Raw genomic sequence first — 16,797 nt, forward strand, 5'->3', positions numbered from 1 at the left:
AAAATTTTAATGCGAACAAGCACTTTTTCCATTCATCACAGGTTGGATTGCAGAATTATCCGCACCGCCTTCATTATTGATTTTTTCTATAAATTGCCAAATTTTTTCAGCTGCCATTAAATAACGCTTTGCACTTACACTTTCAGGATGATAAAAACTCACAGGTTTTCCTTCATCTCCACCCTCTCTTACTATCATCTCTATAGGAATTTGTGCTAAAACTTCACTCTTATAAGCTTTTGCCATATCTTCAGCTGTTCCTTTACCAAAAATATCATACTCTTTGCCATTATCAGGACATAAAAAGCCACTCATATTTTCTATCACGCCAGCGATTGGAATGTGAAGTTTGTTAAACATATCTAAAGCTCTTTTGCTATCATCTAAAGAAACGGTTTGTGGGGTACTTACACAAACACCCGCAGTAATTGGAATGCTTTGTGCTGAAGTAATTTGCGCATCTCCTGTTCCTGGAGGCATATCTAAAAACAATACATCAAGTTCAGGCCAAATCACATCTGCAAGTAATTGCTCGATAGCTTTCATGATCATAGCTCCACGCCACATAAGCCCTTGACCCTCTTCGATTAAAACCCCCATACTCATCATATAAACACCATGACTTAAAATCGGCTTTAATCTTTGTCCTACTACTTCAGGTTGAGTTTTAGTTTCACCTAACATCCTTGGGATATTTGGCCCATAAATATCTGCATCTAAAATCCCTACTCTTTTTCCCATTTTAGCCATAGAAATAGCTAAATTTACAGTGGTTGTAGACTTACCTACTCCGCCCTTTCCGCTTGAAACCATGATGAAATTTTTTACTTGAGGTGCGATATTTTTACCACTTCTTGAATTGCTTTTTTCTTCAGGAATTTTTGGAGTAATGATATGAATTTGTAAATTCTTTAAATTTAAAGAAGCTAAAGCCTCATCAATATTTTTGCGTAATTCTTCGCTTACTTGCGGATTTGATGAAACAATTTCAAGCTCAACGATAACATTCTCATTTTCGGTTTTTATATCTTTTACAAAATTAAAACTCACTATATCCTTATCAAAACCTGGATATTTTACACTTTTTAATTTCTCTAAAATTTGCTCTTTCATCTCTTTTCCTTAATTTTTAAAAAATCAATTTTACTAATAAAATGATAAAATTTAGCTTTTTATAAGTGTATAATATGGTAACATTATATATAAAAATTAATATTATAGCAAAGGGAAAAAATGGCTAATCTTAGCTTGATTATGCTAGCAGCTGGAAATTCTACTCGCTTTGATATGGGAGTAAAAAAACAATTTCTACGCCTTGGCGACGATCCTTTATGGCTTTATGCTACGCGAAATTTAAGCACTTTTTATCCTTTTAAAAAAATAGTTGTTACTTCTAGTAATACTTCTTATATGAAAAAATTTGCTAGAAATTATGAATTTGTTGAAGGTGGTGCCACTAGGGCAGAATCCTTAAAAAAAGCCCTAGAAATCATAGACAGTGAATTTGTAATGGTAAGTGATGTAGCAAGAGTTTTAGTAAGTAAAAGCTTGTTTGATCGTTTGATTGAAAATTTAGATAAAGCTGATTGTATCACTCCGGCTTTAAAAGTCGCAGATACCACGCTTTTTGAAAATGAAGCCTTGCAAAGAGAAAAAATCAAACTCATTCAAACTCCTCAAATTTCACGCACTCGCTTACTCAAACAAGCCTTAAATCAAAATTTAGATTTCACAGATGATAGCACAGCTATATCTGCAGTGGGTGGAAAAATTTGGTTTGTTGAGGGTGAGGAAAATACTAGAAAAATAACCTTTAAAGAAGATCTTAAAAAGCTTGATTTACCTCGACCAAGTAATGAAATCTTTTGCGGAAATGGTTTTGATGTTCATGAATTTGGAGAAGAACGCCCCTTGCTTTTAGGTGGAGTTGAAATTCATCCTACTATGGGCTTAAAAGCACACAGTGATGGAGATGTTTTAGCTCACTCTTTAACCGATGCGATTTTGGGTGCTGCCTGTCTAGGAGATATAGGCGAACTTTTTCCTGATACGGATGAAAAATTTAAAAATGCAAATTCTATGAATCTTTTAAAAGAAGCATATAAAAGAGTTAAGGAGTTTGGCTTTGAACTTGTCAATATAGATATTTGCGTGATGGCACAAACTCCAAAACTTAAAGATTTTAAAGAAGCCATAGCTCAAAATATAGCAAATACTCTTAATGTCGATGAATTTAGAGTAAATATCAAAGCTACCACTACTGAAAAGCTAGGTTTTATAGGGCGTAAAGAAGGTATGGCTGTTTTAGCAAGCGCAAATTTAAAATATTTTGATTGGACGAAAATATGAAAGTTTTAATTATAGAAAATGAAATTTATCTAGCTCAAAGCATAAGTATTAAGCTTAGTGATGTGGGTTATAGTTGCGAAATTATCAATTCTTTTGATGAGCGTAACCCTGAAAAATATTATGATATTGTTTTACTTTCTACTAATACTAGTAATTTTTTAAAAGCGGTTACGGAATTTAAACATAGCATTATTATTTTACTTATTTCTTATATCAGCACAGACACAGTTTCAAATCCTTTAAAACTTGGTGCGTGCGATTATATACAAAAACCTTTTATGATAGAAGAATTGATACGAAAAATCAAACATTATCAAGATTTTAAAAAGCTCTCCATTCTTAATAAAGCTTATAAAAGCTATATTAAATCAAGACTTCAAACAGTTAAAATTCCAGAATACAACTATAAAAAACTAAAACTTCCTGTTGTTTTAAAATCCAACAAACAAAGCTCAGCTGATGCCTTTGTATTTAATTATATCAACGAATACGATATCACCCTTTCTTATGTTGATCTATCTGTGAGTAATTCAGTAGAAAAAGCGATGAAACTTCCAACGGAAAACAATCTTTTATTCTTGAGTAATTTTCAAGTTTTAAAACCACTAGAGCGTGAAAAATTGCTTGAATTTATCAAAAACAAATCAGTTATTTTACATACTAATTCAAATATAGAAGATTTAGAGCTTCCGTGCATCAATCTTAGTGATAATGAAAAAAATATCGATAGTAATCAAATTTTAACCATAGATGAATATGTTAAATATATTATTTTAAATTATCAAAATGTCTTTCCTGATACAGATCTTTCAAAGAAATTAGGAATTTCTCGTAAGTCTTTATGGGAGAAAAGGAAAAAATATGAAATCAGCAAAAAAAAATAAAAGCATTATCATAGACAAAAACGAACTAGGCATTCTTTCTCTTATCAAAGAGGGTTTGCTTGGCAGTTGTACTCATTTAATGGATGAACATGAGACAAAACAAATTTTTAAAACGGGCAAATCCAACAACGAAAGCTTTCCTTATCCTCTATCCTTTGCTCCAAAAGTTTCAGAAGAATTTATTAAAGATATTCGCATAGGAAGTAAAATCGACCTCATTCTTGATGATGAAATAGTAGGAAATATCACGCTTAAAAGTAAATTTAAAAATGATAAAAATTTTTCCAATATCTTTAGCCCACACACCTGCTCTTTAGATGATATGGGTGAAATTTGTATCGGTGGAGAGATAGAAATTTATAATTCCACAATCCAAAAAATCAAAGAAGAATTTCATAAAACCAAAGAAAATCTTAATGCTCATAAAATTACCGCTATAGTTTCAAGCTTTGATCCTTTGCATAGAGCGCATGAAAGAATGTTTCGCTGGACTATAGATAAGGCGGATTTGGTTGTTGTTTTTCTTGTAGAATCTTTTGATGCCAATGGCTTTGATTTTGATTTGAAGCAAAATTATTTGAAAAAATTTATTCAAAATTATTTGCCACCGGATAGAATTTTTATCTTCCCACTTAAAGATATCAATCTTTTCCATGCTCATTTAAATCCTAGCTTAGAAAGCATTTTAGCTAAGAGTCTTGGATGTACCAAACTTGTCGTAGGGCAAAATCACACAGGACTTGGAATGTTTTATGATGATAATCAGCCTAAAACCATACTGGATGATTTTTCTAAAGATTATGATATAGAAGTGATTGTTTTGCCTGAATTTGTATTTTGCGATGCATGTCGTATGATAGTAAGTACTCGATCTTGCCCTCATGGATGCCATCATCATTTACATTATAATTCTCAATCCTTAAAAGAATTGTTAAGAGCAGGTATTGTGCCTCCTGCTGTTTTTATGCGAAAAGAAGTTTCAAGTATTATCTTATCTTCTATTTTTCCTAATCGATTTAAGAATTTGCAAAAAATCTATAATGATCTTTTTGCAACAGATGGAATTTTAGAATACAAAAGCGATGAAGAATTTTATCAAAAGCTTTTAGAAACTCATCAAATGTCTTATATGGTTTGAAAGGAAACAATGCAAAAACTTTTTTTAACTTTTTTTTATTCAGGGTGTGCAAAAAAAGCACCGGGGACTTTTGGAACTTTAGCAGCTTTAATTCCTGCTTTTTTTATATTAAAATATCTAGGAATCACTACCTTATTTTTACTCAGCATTTTAATTTTTATTGCTAGTATAAGAGTGATTGATGATTATGAAAGAAAAACAGGGATTCACGATGATAAACATATAGTAATTGATGAAGTTGCAGGAGTTTTTCTAGCGTGTGCCATCGCTGCAAGCGGCGCTAATTCTTTACTGAATTTTTTTATGGCCTTCGTGTTTTTTCGCATCTTTGATATCACAAAGCCTTCTATCATAGGAAAAATCGATAAAAAAACCAAAGGTGGATTGGGTGTTATGCTAGATGATATGCTAGCAGGATTGTTTGCAGGGCTTTTAAGTGCAGTGATTTATGGTTTTTTGCTTAAATTTGATTTAGTCTTTTGGGATAAAGACTTGATAAATTTATTTTGAAATTTTGCTTAAATTAATATATTTTTAAATTTTATTCTTATATAATTTAGTCTTTAATTTCAAAAAAGGAAAATAAATGGCAAACCACAAATCTGCTGAAAAAAGAGCAAGACAAACTATCAAAAAAACAGAAAGAAATAGATTTTATAGAACAAGACTTAAAAACATCACTAAAGCCGTAAGAGAAGCTGCTGCTAAAAACGATAAAAACGCTGCTAATGAAGCTTTAAAAATTGCAAACAAAAGCATTCACGCTATGGTAAGTCGTGGCTTTCTTAAAAAACAAACAGCGTCTCGTCGTGTAAGTCGCCTAGCTCTTCTAGTAAATAAAATTGCATAATCTTTCATAATTTTTAATGTTAGCTAGTAAACTAGATCCTTTTTTAAAACGCTTTGAAGAGTTAAATTCTCTTCTTAGTAGTTCTGATATCATCAGTGATATCAGTAAAATGACTGCGCTTTCTAAAGAGCAAAAGAATTTAGAACCCATCGTCTTAAAAGCTAAAGAATACCTAAAAACTCTAGATAGCATAGAAGAAAACAAAACTTTGCTTAATGATGCTGAGCTTGGAGAACTTGCAAAAGAAGAGTTAAAAAATTTAGAAGAATTAAAACCCAAACTCGAAGAAGAGCTTAAAATTTTGCTATTACCCAAAGATCCGAATGATGAAAGAAATATTTTTCTTGAAATTCGTGCAGGAACAGGCGGAGATGAAGCTTCTTTATTTGTAGGCGATCTTGTTAAAGCCTATGCAAGATATGCTGAAAATCGTGGCTATAAACTTGAAATCGTTAGTTCTAGCGAAGGAAGTGTGGGCGGTTTTAAAGAAATTATCATGCTAGTTAAAGGTGCAGGAGCTTTCTCAAGACTTAAATATGAGGGTGGAACACATCGCGTTCAACGCGTTCCACAAACCGAATCTCAAGGACGCATACACACTTCTGCTATAACTATAGCGGTTATGCCTGAAGTAGACGATATAGAGATAGAAATCAATCCCAATGATCTTAAAATAGATGTTATGCGCTCTTCAGGACACGGGGGGCAAAGTGTAAATACTACAGATTCTGCTGTGAGGATCACTCACCTTCCTACAGGTATAGTTGTAGTCAATCAAGATGGAAAAAGCCAGCATAAAAATAAAGAAAGTGCTATGAAAGTCTTAAAAGCAAGACTTTACGAAATGCAAGAAAGCGAGCGTTTGACTCAAGAAAGCGAAGCAAGAAAATCCCAAGTAGGAAGCGGCGATAGAAGTGAGCGCATACGCACTTATAATTTTCCACAAAATCGTATCAGCGACCATCGCATCAATCTTACCCTATATCGTTTAGATGCTATTTTACAAGATGGGCTTTTTGATGAAGTTATCGAACCTTTGATAGCACATTATCAAGCAGAATCATTACAAGAGCAAAATTTATAGTTTCATTAGTCTTGAAAACAAGACTAATGATTAGTGTTTATGCGGGAATTTGTGCGGGCTGCTATTTGCACCAACATGGGTTACATTTTCATTTTCTATATCATAAGCTTGTCCAAAACCTTTTACAAAACGGCCCTTTTGAAATTCAAGTTTTACAAGATGGAAATCAAGCATATTGCGTATGGTTTTTATTCCGCCTTCGCCGCCTGTTTGTTTTTCAAATTCATCATAAATTTTATCAAACACTTCCCCACGCTCGATAAAACTAGCCTTAACCTTATAACGCAATCTTTTACGAAGTATAACAGAAGCTGCCTTGCTTTCATCCTCTAAAAACATTATTTCTATATTGTTTGGATTTTCTCTGATATTATTAAAATGCTCGCTTACTTCACTGATATAAATATAATTTCCCCATGGAGTATTTACAAACGGTGCATAAGAACAAACCACCTCTTTATCTGCACTTAAAGTCGCTAAAGAAACCGAATTAAAACTCAACATAAACTCTTTTGCTTCTCTTGCCACTCCGCTAAGATCTTTTTTAGTCTTTGCACTCATACAAAGTTCGATAATAGCATCTTTAAGGGTTTCTTCGTTTGCTTTTTTAGGAAATTCTATGCGTAAATTTTCTTTATCATTATAAGCTATATCCAAGCCCTCAAAATCAACTCCGACCAATCTTACTCCCTTAGGATCCTTCACTGCCCCAAATTTTTTACAAAGATCGATCAAATTGGATTGATGATGATCGTTCATATGAGAAATAATACTTTCAAAACTCATTATCTTTATCCTTTCTTTAAATTTATAGAACAAAATATAAGTTAAAAATGGTATCAATTATCAAATTAAAAATTACTTAAAAAGATTAAAATCGTTTAATTTTCAAAAATTTATTCTAATTTAAGCTTATAAAAGATAAATTTTCTCTTCAAATATTATGATATATATTATCATTATTTATTTTATTTAAAAGGAGTAAAAATTTGAATCCAAGCAAAAGAGTTTTAAAGCTATCTTTACTAGTATTTTTACTAAGCACTGGTATCAATGCACAAGAATTGAATGATAAAGCCATTCAAATGCAAAAAGTTGTTGTAAGTGCAACAGGATTTGAACAAGATGCAGACAATAACTTGCGTAATGTAATTGTTATCGATGGTAAAGACTTAGAAAAAAGAGGATTTAATACCTTAGAACAAGCCTTAGAAAGAATTTCAGGCATTAGTTTTGTAAATTTTGGACTAGGACGCAATATCGATATGCGTGGACAAGGAAGCAAGTCCAATATAGCTGTGAAAGTTATGGTAAATGGAAATGCTATTAATGTGCTTGATAATTCTCATGGCGTAACTCCTTTAGAAAGTGTCAATTTAAACAATATAGAACGCATAGAAATCATACCAGGGGGAGGCTCTGTGCTTTATGGAAGTGGCACTAGAGGGGGTGTGATTAATATCATTACAAAAAAAGAAAAATCCGATGCTTTTGCTCTAAGTCTTAAAGGCAGTAGTTACGATCATGGAAATTTAGGTGGAAATTTAGGCGTTTATGGGGCTAAAAAAATCAATGATTATCTAACATTTGGTTTTGATATACAAGGCTTTAACCGCGATGGCTATCAAGAGGGTTATAATGAAAAAGGCTATTTTGTCAATACAAAAGCCTATCTAAATACTAGCGATAATAGTGATTTATCCCTAAATTATAATTATTTTGAAAGCAAAAATACAAGCAGTGGCTATCTTACAAAAGCACAAATTCAAAGTGATCCGACCCAAAAAGGAAGTGGTGATAATATCACTCAAATCAATAGACCTGAAATTGCTTTAGATTATCATCATTATTTTAGTGATTTATACGAAATTCAACTCGGAGCATTTTGGCAAAATCAAAAAATAAGATATCTAAAAGATGAAATTCCAATGATGGGCACCATAGCTTATCAAACCGGTAGCGGTTTTGAAGATACGCTTACGGGTATAAATTTAAAAAATAAAATCAATTACAAAGATGATTCTTATTTTATCTTCGGCTATGAGTTTGCAAATCATGATGCCAAAAGAACAAGCATAGTTCATTATAATGTAAACACTCCAGCATTTCAAATGAGTCATACCATGACAACCCTAATGGATATGGATAAGCAAAGCCATTCTGTTTTTGCTCTAGACTCTCATCAATTTAATGATATTTTTAGTATTTCAGGTGGGGCAAGATACGAATACAGTCTTTATGATACCCATAGAAATTACACAAACAAAATGATAATATTTGGTATGGAGCAACCAAGCAATCCAGAGCTTTTTGACGCTGATGATACAAGCAATAACTTTGCCTTTGAAATCACTCCAAATTTCAAATATTCTGATACTGGAAATATATATGCTAAATACGAAAGAGGTTTCATCTCTCCAACTCCTGCACAACTTGTTAACAAAGATCAAGCAACTCAAAAATATTACACTGCCAATTTAGATCCTGAAATTTTTGATACTTTCGAACTTGGGATTAATGATTTTTGGTGGGATTTTTATGGCTTTAATTTGACTTTATTTTACACTCTAAGCAAGGATGAAATTTCTTATCTTGGAAATCCACACTCCACAGGAGGAGCATTTTGGAAATATTATAATATCGACCAAACGCGTCGTTTAGGAGCGGAATTAAACCTTCATCAATTTTTATTCAATGATAGCTTAATCCTCAAAGAAAGCCTAAGCTATCTTGATGCTCAAATTTCTAAAGGTGTTAATGACGGACTTAGAATTCCTTATGTTTCAAAAATCAAAGCCACAGCCGGAGTAGAATACGCTTGGAATAAAAATTTATCAAGCTATATAGATCTAAGCTATTTTTCAAGAGCAAAAGATGGCGGGGTTGTTGACGAAAATACAGGAAAGATGTCTAGAAATTCTTGGATTAAGGATTATTTTTTAACTGATATTGGTGTAAATTATAATTATAGAAATTTACAAATTCTAGCAGGCATTCGCAATCTTTTTGATAAGCAATATTACACTTATCAAGACAGCACAAATGATCAATATCTAGCCGGAAATGGTAGAAATTACTATGTTGAATTTAAATATGCGTTCTAAAAATCTAGTGATTATAGGGCTTTTTTTAGCCTATATAATCACCTGTATCATCGCACTTTGCTTAGGAGATGAAAATTTAAGCCCTAAAGAACTTCTCTCCTATGCTTTTGGTGAAAATGAAATTTTGCGTCAAATCATCATCGATGGGCGTTTGCCTCGTATTATAATGGCTATTTTAATCGGTATGCTTTTAGCTAGCAGTGGAGCAGTAACGCAAAATGTATTTTCAAACCCCATAGCAGATCCTTATATCATAGGTATAGCTTCAGCAGCAACCTTTGGATCTGTTTTAGCGTATTTGTTAAAACTGCCTGATTATTATTATGGAATTTTAGGCTTTATTTGTTCTGCTATTTTTTCATTAGCGATCTTTAAAGTATCTTCAAAAGCTTCCATAGCTACTTTACTCATCATAGGCATTGCTGCCTCATCTTTTCTAGGAGCTTTTACCTCGTTTTTTACCTATCTTATAGGGGAAGATTCTTTTAAAATAGTTGCTTGGCTTATGGGAAATATAGGTTCAGCTTCTTGGTTTCGTATAGGAATTTTGATTTTGCCTTTGATTTTTTGTCTTATGTATTTTTACGCGCATAAAAATGAATTAAATATCATTTTAAGCGGAGATGATGAGGCAAGAAATTTAGGAGTTGATGCCCAAAAATTAAAAATCAATCTTTTGATAGTTTCTTCTTTGGCAGTTTCTTTTGCGGTAGCTTTTACAGGACTCATAGCCTTTGTAGGACTTATAATCCCTCATACCGTAAGACTCTTGCTTAGAAATTATGACAATGCTTTGGTTATTCCTTTTTGTACCGCTTTTGGAGGGCTTTTTTTACTCATTTGTGATACTCTAGCAAGGACTCTAATAGCCCCTGTGCAAATTCCTATAGGGGTTTTAACCGCATTCTTTGGAGCTCCTGTATTTTTATATTTGGCTTTAAGTGCTAGGAGATTTTTATGATATTAAAGATACAAAATTTAAGTTTTAGCTATCATAAAAAAGAATTGTTAAAAAATATCAATTTAGAGCTTCAAAATAAAGCTTTTATAGGTATTTTAGGGCCTAATGGCTCGGGTAAAAGCACACTTTTAAAGCTTATACTAAAAAATTTAAATATAAGCAAGGGCGAAATATCGCTTTTTAATACCAATATAAAAAACTTTGCCCTTAAAGAATTTGCACAACTTTGCGGTTTTGTGCCTCAAAATTCGGGTTTAAACACGCCCTTAAAAGTTATTGATGTGCTTTTAATGAGCAAATTTACAAATTTAAAACATGCTTTTTGTGATTATTCTAAAGAAGATATTTTAGAAGTTGAAAAATTTGCAAAAACTTTAAAATTGGAAAACTTTTTAGAAAGAAATATACTTTCTTTAAGTGGTGGAGAATTTCAAAGAGTGCTTTTAGCAAGAGCCTTGCTTAAAAAACCCAAAATTCTTTTTTTAGATGAACCCACTTCAGCACTTGATTTAAACCATGCTATCGAGCTTTTAAGCCTTTGCGAAAGATTGATAGAGCAGAACAATATCGCAGTTGTAGCGATTTTGCATGATTTAAATTTAGCCTCTATGTTTTGTGATAAGGTATTGTTTTTAAAAGAAGGAGAAATAAAGTATTTTGGAAGTACAAAAGAGCTTTTTACCAAAGAAATTCTAAAAGAAATTTATAATTTAAATTGCGAGATTGTCTATAAAGACTTAAAACCTTATATCTTAGCCTTAAAGGAAAAAATATGAAAAAAATTTTAATCATTATGAGTTTATTTTTAACCCTACTTAATGCCAAAGAACGCATTGTAGTGCTTGATCCTGCAAGTATAGAAACACTTTTTATGCTAAATGCACAAGATCAAATCGTAGGTATTGCAAATTTGCAACACTCAAATATCTACCCTGAAGAAAAAACTTCAAAAATAACTAGCGTAGGAACTTTTTCACACCCTTCTCTTGAAAAAATAGTTGCCCTAAAGCCAAGCTTAGTGATATTAAGCTCGTATTCTTTAAATTTAGAAGAAGGGCTTAAAAACTTTGGAATCAAAAGTATCAATTTAAAAGCCCAACGCCTTGATGAAATCAAAAGCAATATCCAAATTCTTGCAAAACTCACAGACAAAGAAGAGCAAGGCAAAAAACTTTTAGAAGAATTTGAACAAGGATTACAAGAATTGCAAAAAAATCCCTTAAATAAAAGCGGAATTTACCTTTATTCTAGTAATCCACTCATGGCCTTTAATGATAATTCTTTAATAGCGGATATATTAAGACTCATAGGCATTAAAAACCTAAGTCCTCAAAGTGAAATAGCACGCCCTATAATCTCAGCAGAATACATCCTAAAACAAAATCCTGATTTGTTGATCTTAGGCATTAATGCAGATGGCAACATTTTAAATGCTAATGCTTTGTTAAAAAATACAAAGGCAGCTCAAATGGGACAAATTTATCACAATGAAAACACTCATATATTGTTACGCTTAAGCCCAAAAATCATAGATAGAATTAAAGAATTTAAAACAAGATTAGAAAATCAAAATTTTTAATCGCTCAATCTTGTTTTAAAAAATTCACAGCTTTGACAAAGCTTTTCTATACGCTTATTTTCTTCAAAGGCCTTTTTGATTTCTTGAATGCGTTTGGACTCAAGAAGGCTCTTAAATTCAGCATTAAAAACATTACCCAAAGATATATCGCCTTTAGTATCCAAACAACAAGGCACGAGCGTGCCATCACTTAAAATGCCTATTTGCTCTTTTAAAGCATGGCATTTTCCTTGAGTATAAAGGGGCTTATCTTTTAAACTTGGCCATTTAAAAAGCTTGTTTTGATGAAGCAAAATATGCCTTTGAAGACGATTTTTAGCCAAGTGTGTAAGAATTCGAACCCCAAATTCTTTACTTAAAAATTCATAAATGGGCAAATTTTCGCTAGGGGCTTTAAAGTTAGTATCTAAATTCCAAAGTCTAAGATTGATAAAGCTTGATTTTTTATACTCTAAATGCTCTTTGCAAAACTCTAAAATAGGCTTAAAATATTGCTCTAAAGAAAGTTTGCTTTGACTTAAAAAGGCCATTAAAGAGATATTGATTTGATGGATATTGTCGTATTTTAATAACAATTTAGAATTTTTAGGACTAAAATAAAAACCACTTGTGGTAATTTCTAATTTCATTTGATGATTTTTAGCAATTTGTAGATATTCTTCTAAATTATTTAAAAGCAAAGGATCTCCCAAAAGATGAAAGGTAAAAATTTCGCTTTTATCCCAAATTTGCCTTGCAAGTTTGGAAAAATTTTCTACACTCATCACTCCACGCAAGGCTTTTTTTGAGGGACAAAAATCACATTTTAAACCGCAAATATCGCTTAATTCTATGTATAATTTTTTAAATTTCATTATGTATCCAAGAGTATTTTTTAGCAATATTTTAAAAAATAGATTAAAATAAGTAACATTTTATACATATTTTTATATATTTTTTAATTATTTTATATATTTTCAAAACTTTTAAATAAAATCCACATTATACTTGAAAAAATTAAAACTTTAAAATGAAGGAAATTTTATGCAAGAACTTACTCGAGCGAAAAAAATCCGTTCTATTGTAGCTGCAAGTAGCGGAAATTTGGTAGAATGGTTTGATTTTTATATTTATGCTTTTACAGCAACTTATTTTGCTCATACTTTTTCAACCTCTGATAATCCTATCGTGCAGCAAATCAATGCTTTTGGAGTCTTTGCTGCGGGCTTTTTTATGCGTCCTATAGGCTCTTGGCTTTTTGGTTCTTTAGCTGATAAAGTGGGTCGTAAAAAATCCATGGTTGTATCTGTGGTTTTAATGGCTTTAGGCTCTTTTATGATAGCAGCTTTACCTAGTAAAGATGTGGTGGGGGATTTTGCTATTATCTTGCTTTTACTTGCAAGACTCATACAGGGACTAAGTGTAGGTGGGGAATACGGCATAGCAGCGACCTATCTTTCCGAACTTGCCACAGAAGGCAAGCGGGGTTTTTACTCTTCTTTCCAATACGTAACCCTCATAGGCGGACAGCTTTTAGCAGTAGCTAGTATTAGTATAATGCTTTTCTTTTTTAGCATTGATGAAATGAAAGATTATGCTTGGAGAATACTTTTTGTTGTGGGTGGAATTTTAGCCCTTGGCTCTCTTCTTGTGCGCAAAGTGATGAATGAAAGCGCGACACAAATTCACAAACATGAGGATAGAGGGACACTCAAAGCTTTATTTACAAGCTCTTGGAAACAATTTTTAATGGTACTTGGTATCACTGCAGGTGGATCTTTGGCATTTTATACTATCACTACCTATACCAAAACTTTTATGGAAAATTCAGGTATGGATAAAACACTGGTTAATAATCTCTTTTTAGGTGCTTTATTTATACTTATGATTATACAACCGCTTTTTGGATATATCGGCGATAAGATAGGACATAAGCGATCCTTAATCATCTTTTGTATCTTAGCTTTTGTAGGAATTTATCCTATTTTCAATCTTATATCAAGCAATGCTCAAAGCAATACTTCTTTAGTGTTTATCTTAGTGGTGCTTTTATTTATTATTCTAAGTTTTTATACTTCAGTGGCTGGAATTTTTAAAGCCAAACTTTTCCCTGAACATGTAAGAGCCTTAGGCACAGGCTTGGGTTATGCGATATCTAATGCCATCTTTGGAGGATCTGCACCTTGGGTGGCTTTACAATTTAAAAATGCAGGAATAGAAAATGGCTTTTTTGTTTATATCGCCGTGCTTACTCTGCTTATGTTTATAGCAACTTTGTGCCTGCCTAAAAAATCAGAGCTTAATTAATCTTAAAGCCTTTAAAGAAAGTATCGAAAGTGCGGTACTTTCTAATTCTTTTAAGCTTTTAAATTGATAATTTTTATTTTCCTCTTTTAAAATTTGATGATAAACTTTAATATTTAATTTATACTTTGTATAATGATGTTTAAACTCTCCTAACAATTTCATATTTTTAAAAATTTCGCCTTCCTCTTTCTTAAAAAAAGGAAAATTATACATACCCTTATAAAGCTTATCTTGACTTTTTTGTATAGCAAATTTTTTATCCCATTCAAATACAAAAAGACTTAAGTTTGCATTCTCATAAGATGTTTTTTTAATTCCAGGATAAAGCTCTGTATTGAATTTTCCTTGGCAAAAATCATACAAGGGGCAAATTCCACATTTTGCATTTTTACTCACACATATTAAAGCACCTATATCAAGTAAGGCTTGGTTGTGATTAAAAGCATCTGCTAAATTTAAAAGCTCCTTAGCCTTTCTTTCAAGCTCACTCATTTTCGGATTTTCCAAGGCAAAAAGGCGTGAAAGCACACGGCGTATATTGCCATCTACAAAAGAAACTTTTTGATCATAAGCAAAACAAGCAATGGCTCCTGCGGTATAAGTTCCTATACCACTTAAATTTTTTAATTCATCAAGTTTTTTGGGTAATTTGCCTTCAAATTTATCCACACACTCTAAAGCTGCTTTTTTTAAATTTCTAGCACGAGTGTAATACCCAAGCCCCTGCCAAGCCTTTAAAAGCTCATCTTCGTTTGCCTTAGCTAAACTTTGTAAGGTAGGAAATTTTTGCAAAAAAGGAAAATAAAACTTCTCTAAAACTGATTTTACCTGAGTTTGCTGGAGCATAATTTCACTGATATAAACTCCATAAGCTCTATCAATATCTTTTAATCTTTCATCACAATCTTTACTTTCTAAATTGCGCCACGGCAAATTTTTGCGTCCATTTTTATCATACCAAAGAAGTAATTTATCTTGTAAATTTTGAATCATTTGTTTTTGCATGGGTTAGAGTATAACAAAAATTGCATAAAAATTTATAATGTATTATAGTGATATTTTAATAATTAAAATCAAAAATCATTTTATCAATTTATATAAAAATCCCATTTTACATACAATACAAAGCTACAAATAATAAAAATGCAAAAATAAACACAACTTAAATATAAATTCAAATAAAAAATAAAAAAGTAAGGAAATATAGTTATTTTCAAAGCTTTAATTTAGAATAAAATATTTAAAATACATTTTTAATTTTCAAAATTATATTCTTTGTTATAATTATTTAAATCAGTATTTTTAAACGCATTTAAAGGGTTAAATCAATGGATCATCATAAGCTAATTCCCCTTTGGGATGAACGCTATAATATCAACCATCAAAAAATCGATACCCAACACCAAAGACTCTTCGAACCTGCAGCACAAGTTGAAAATGCGGTTTTTAAATTTGTTAAGCGCGATGAATTAAAAGAAATTTTAACCGAACTCTTTGCTTATATGAAAGAACATTTTCATGATGAGGAAGAATTTATGCAAGAAATTCAATATCCACGCCTTTACGAGCACAAACAAATGCATAAAAATATCATACATGAAATGTTTCAATTGATACAAAATATAAAATCTACAAATGATTTAAAAGAAAAACTATACTCTATCATGTCAAAATGGCTTTCTAGGCATATTTTAAGCCATGATGTTATGATTATTGCTTGGGTAAATGAGAATTTAAAAAAAGATGAAAATAAAGCACTTGAGTTAAACGATTTGCCACCAAAACAAACCCTAACACAGGAGGAAAATTTCGAATTTATCTATTCTTGTCCTTGCAAGATAGATCATAGGTTAAGCTTTAAAGAGCATGAAAGTATTACCAATGAAGGCAAGGTTATGAGATGTAAAAAATGTCAAGAGCTTTTATTTTTTATTAGAAGCCAAGAAAAACTTATAAGGGATAAAGCTTGCTTCCAAAATGGGATAAAATCTATAGCGTTCATAATGGCAGAATAGACAACCAACACAAAAAGCTGTTTGAACTTGCAGCCAAAGTTGAACATATATTTGATAAACCCGTTCATAGAGATGAAATTAAAGCTTTGCTTACAGATTTTTTCAACTATATGAAATACCATTTTGATGATGAAGAAAAATATATACAATTCATTCGTTATCCAGACTTTGAAAGGCATCGCCAAATTCATAAAGAAATCATCCAATCCATGATAAAAATCATTCAAAACATAAAAACCACCAACGACCTAAAAGAAAAACTTTATATCATGGTAAAAAATGGCTTTTAGAACACATACTTTATGAAGATATGAGAGTAGAACAATGGAGATTAGGTTCTTTAAGCTCTGAAAATGGAGCTGATATCACTTTTGAAGAAATTAAAGATGATGAAGATGAGGCTGTAATTTATTTTTACGCTTGCGAGTGCATAGGGCAAATTCATGATGTACCTTCTGGAATTCATAAAAAAATACAAAATGAAGGTGCAAAATTTAAATGTAAAAAATGTAAATTTCCTTTAGAATTTTTCAAAAAAGGGTATTAA

The 16,797-nt window shown here is 31.6% G+C and carries 18 protein-coding genes; 14 read left to right on the forward strand and 4 right to left on the reverse strand.

Annotation, left to right across the window (positions count from 1 at the left end):
- Positions 1-6 precede the first annotated feature (6 nt).
- On the reverse strand, positions 7-1,113 hold the full coding sequence (locus tag KAR88_RS02345) for an Mrp/NBP35 family ATP-binding protein (RefSeq protein ID WP_002779531.1): 1,107 nt from the start codon (positions 1,111-1,113) through the stop codon (positions 7-9).
- A gap of 120 nt (positions 1,114-1,233) precedes the next feature.
- On the opposite strand from KAR88_RS02345, the gene KAR88_RS02350 reads away from it, so the two are divergent.
- The 6 genes from KAR88_RS02350 (at position 1,234) to prfA (ending at position 6,305) form a co-directional block, all read left to right on the forward strand.
- Positions 1,234-2,349, forward strand: coding sequence for a bifunctional 2-C-methyl-D-erythritol 4-phosphate cytidylyltransferase/2-C-methyl-D-erythritol 2,4-cyclodiphosphate synthase (locus KAR88_RS02350; protein ID WP_002779530.1), 1,116 nt, complete (start codon positions 1,234-1,236; stop codon positions 2,347-2,349).
- The gene (locus KAR88_RS02355) at positions 2,346-3,233 is read left to right on the forward strand and encodes a response regulator (protein WP_002779529.1); all 888 of its coding nucleotides are present in this window, start codon (positions 2,346-2,348) and stop codon (positions 3,231-3,233) included. Before KAR88_RS02350 ends, KAR88_RS02355 begins: the two co-directional genes overlap by 4 nt.
- A complete protein-coding gene (locus KAR88_RS02360) occupies positions 3,211-4,371 on the forward strand; it encodes a sulfate adenylyltransferase (protein ID WP_002781410.1) in 1,161 nt (386 codons plus the stop codon). Before KAR88_RS02355 ends, KAR88_RS02360 begins: the two co-directional genes overlap by 23 nt.
- A gap of 9 nt (positions 4,372-4,380) precedes the next feature.
- Complete coding sequence (locus KAR88_RS02365; protein ID WP_002779527.1) at positions 4,381-4,881, forward strand: phosphatidylglycerophosphatase A; 501 nt, start codon at positions 4,381-4,383, stop codon at positions 4,879-4,881.
- A 76-nt stretch (positions 4,882-4,957) separates the two neighbouring features.
- Positions 4,958-5,221 (forward strand): 30S ribosomal protein S20, encoded by a 264-nt coding sequence (rpsT, locus tag KAR88_RS02370; RefSeq protein WP_002779526.1) that lies wholly within the window; start codon positions 4,958-4,960, stop codon positions 5,219-5,221.
- A gap of 16 nt (positions 5,222-5,237) precedes the next feature.
- Positions 5,238-6,305 (forward strand): peptide chain release factor 1, encoded by a 1,068-nt coding sequence (prfA, locus tag KAR88_RS02375; protein ID WP_057037097.1) that lies wholly within the window; start codon positions 5,238-5,240, stop codon positions 6,303-6,305.
- Between the two features lie 30 nt (positions 6,306-6,335).
- On the opposite strand, the gene KAR88_RS02380 is transcribed toward prfA, so the two are convergent.
- Complete coding sequence (locus KAR88_RS02380; protein ID WP_023361705.1) at positions 6,336-7,091, reverse strand: HugZ family heme oxygenase; 756 nt, start codon at positions 7,089-7,091, stop codon at positions 6,336-6,338.
- Between the two features lie 203 nt (positions 7,092-7,294).
- On the opposite strand from KAR88_RS02380, the gene KAR88_RS02385 reads away from it, so the two are divergent.
- The 4 genes from KAR88_RS02385 to KAR88_RS02400 are packed head-to-tail and all read left to right on the forward strand — an operon-like array spanning position 7,295 to position 11,949.
- Entirely contained in the window at positions 7,295-9,409 is a 2,115-nt protein-coding gene (locus KAR88_RS02385) for a TonB-dependent receptor (RefSeq protein WP_052774201.1), read from the forward strand.
- The gene (locus tag KAR88_RS02390; RefSeq protein ID WP_002779522.1) at positions 9,384-10,370 is read left to right on the forward strand and encodes an iron ABC transporter permease; all 987 of its coding nucleotides are present in this window, start codon (positions 9,384-9,386) and stop codon (positions 10,368-10,370) included. Before KAR88_RS02385 ends, KAR88_RS02390 begins: the two co-directional genes overlap by 26 nt.
- The gene (locus tag KAR88_RS02395; RefSeq protein WP_192801230.1) at positions 10,370-11,146 is read left to right on the forward strand and encodes an ABC transporter ATP-binding protein; all 777 of its coding nucleotides are present in this window, start codon (positions 10,370-10,372) and stop codon (positions 11,144-11,146) included. Before KAR88_RS02390 ends, KAR88_RS02395 begins: the two co-directional genes overlap by 1 nt.
- Complete coding sequence (locus KAR88_RS02400; protein ID WP_002781400.1) at positions 11,143-11,949, forward strand: ABC transporter substrate-binding protein; 807 nt, start codon at positions 11,143-11,145, stop codon at positions 11,947-11,949. Before KAR88_RS02395 ends, KAR88_RS02400 begins: the two co-directional genes overlap by 4 nt.
- Here the strand turns inward: KAR88_RS02400 and KAR88_RS02405 are convergent.
- Positions 11,946-12,803 (reverse strand): SPASM domain-containing protein, encoded by an 858-nt coding sequence (locus KAR88_RS02405; RefSeq protein ID WP_002781398.1) that lies wholly within the window; start codon positions 12,801-12,803, stop codon positions 11,946-11,948. The two genes, KAR88_RS02400 and KAR88_RS02405, sit on opposite strands and share 4 nt — an antisense overlap.
- A gap of 169 nt (positions 12,804-12,972) precedes the next feature.
- Here KAR88_RS02405 and KAR88_RS02410 point away from each other — a divergent pair, with 169 nt between their 5' ends.
- Positions 12,973-14,235 (forward strand): MFS transporter, encoded by a 1,263-nt coding sequence (locus tag KAR88_RS02410; protein WP_002830121.1) that lies wholly within the window; start codon positions 12,973-12,975, stop codon positions 14,233-14,235.
- Here the strand turns inward: KAR88_RS02410 and mutY are convergent.
- A complete protein-coding gene (gene mutY, locus KAR88_RS02415; RefSeq protein ID WP_004284483.1) occupies positions 14,221-15,240 on the reverse strand; it encodes an A/G-specific adenine glycosylase in 1,020 nt (339 codons plus the stop codon). The two genes, KAR88_RS02410 and mutY, sit on opposite strands and share 15 nt — an antisense overlap.
- A gap of 323 nt (positions 15,241-15,563) precedes the next feature.
- On the opposite strand from mutY, the gene KAR88_RS02420 reads away from it, so the two are divergent.
- Genes KAR88_RS02420 through KAR88_RS08810 form a run of 3 tightly spaced genes read left to right on the forward strand, consistent with a single transcriptional unit; the run spans position 15,564 to position 16,797 of the window.
- The gene (locus KAR88_RS02420; RefSeq protein WP_002799222.1) at positions 15,564-16,250 is read left to right on the forward strand and encodes a bacteriohemerythrin; all 687 of its coding nucleotides are present in this window, start codon (positions 15,564-15,566) and stop codon (positions 16,248-16,250) included.
- Positions 16,202-16,540, forward strand: a complete 339-nt coding sequence (locus tag KAR88_RS08805) for a hemerythrin domain-containing protein (protein ID WP_021033631.1) — start codon at positions 16,202-16,204, stop codon at positions 16,538-16,540. The genes KAR88_RS02420 and KAR88_RS08805 overlap by 49 nt, the downstream gene beginning before the upstream one ends.
- A gap of 20 nt (positions 16,541-16,560) precedes the next feature.
- Entirely contained in the window at positions 16,561-16,797 is a 237-nt protein-coding gene (locus KAR88_RS08810) for a hypothetical protein (protein WP_002778927.1), read from the forward strand.

It is taken from the genome of Campylobacter sp. JH23 (assembly GCF_017846595.1).
Lineage (GTDB): Bacteria > Campylobacterota > Campylobacteria > Campylobacterales > Campylobacteraceae > Campylobacter_D > Campylobacter_D coli.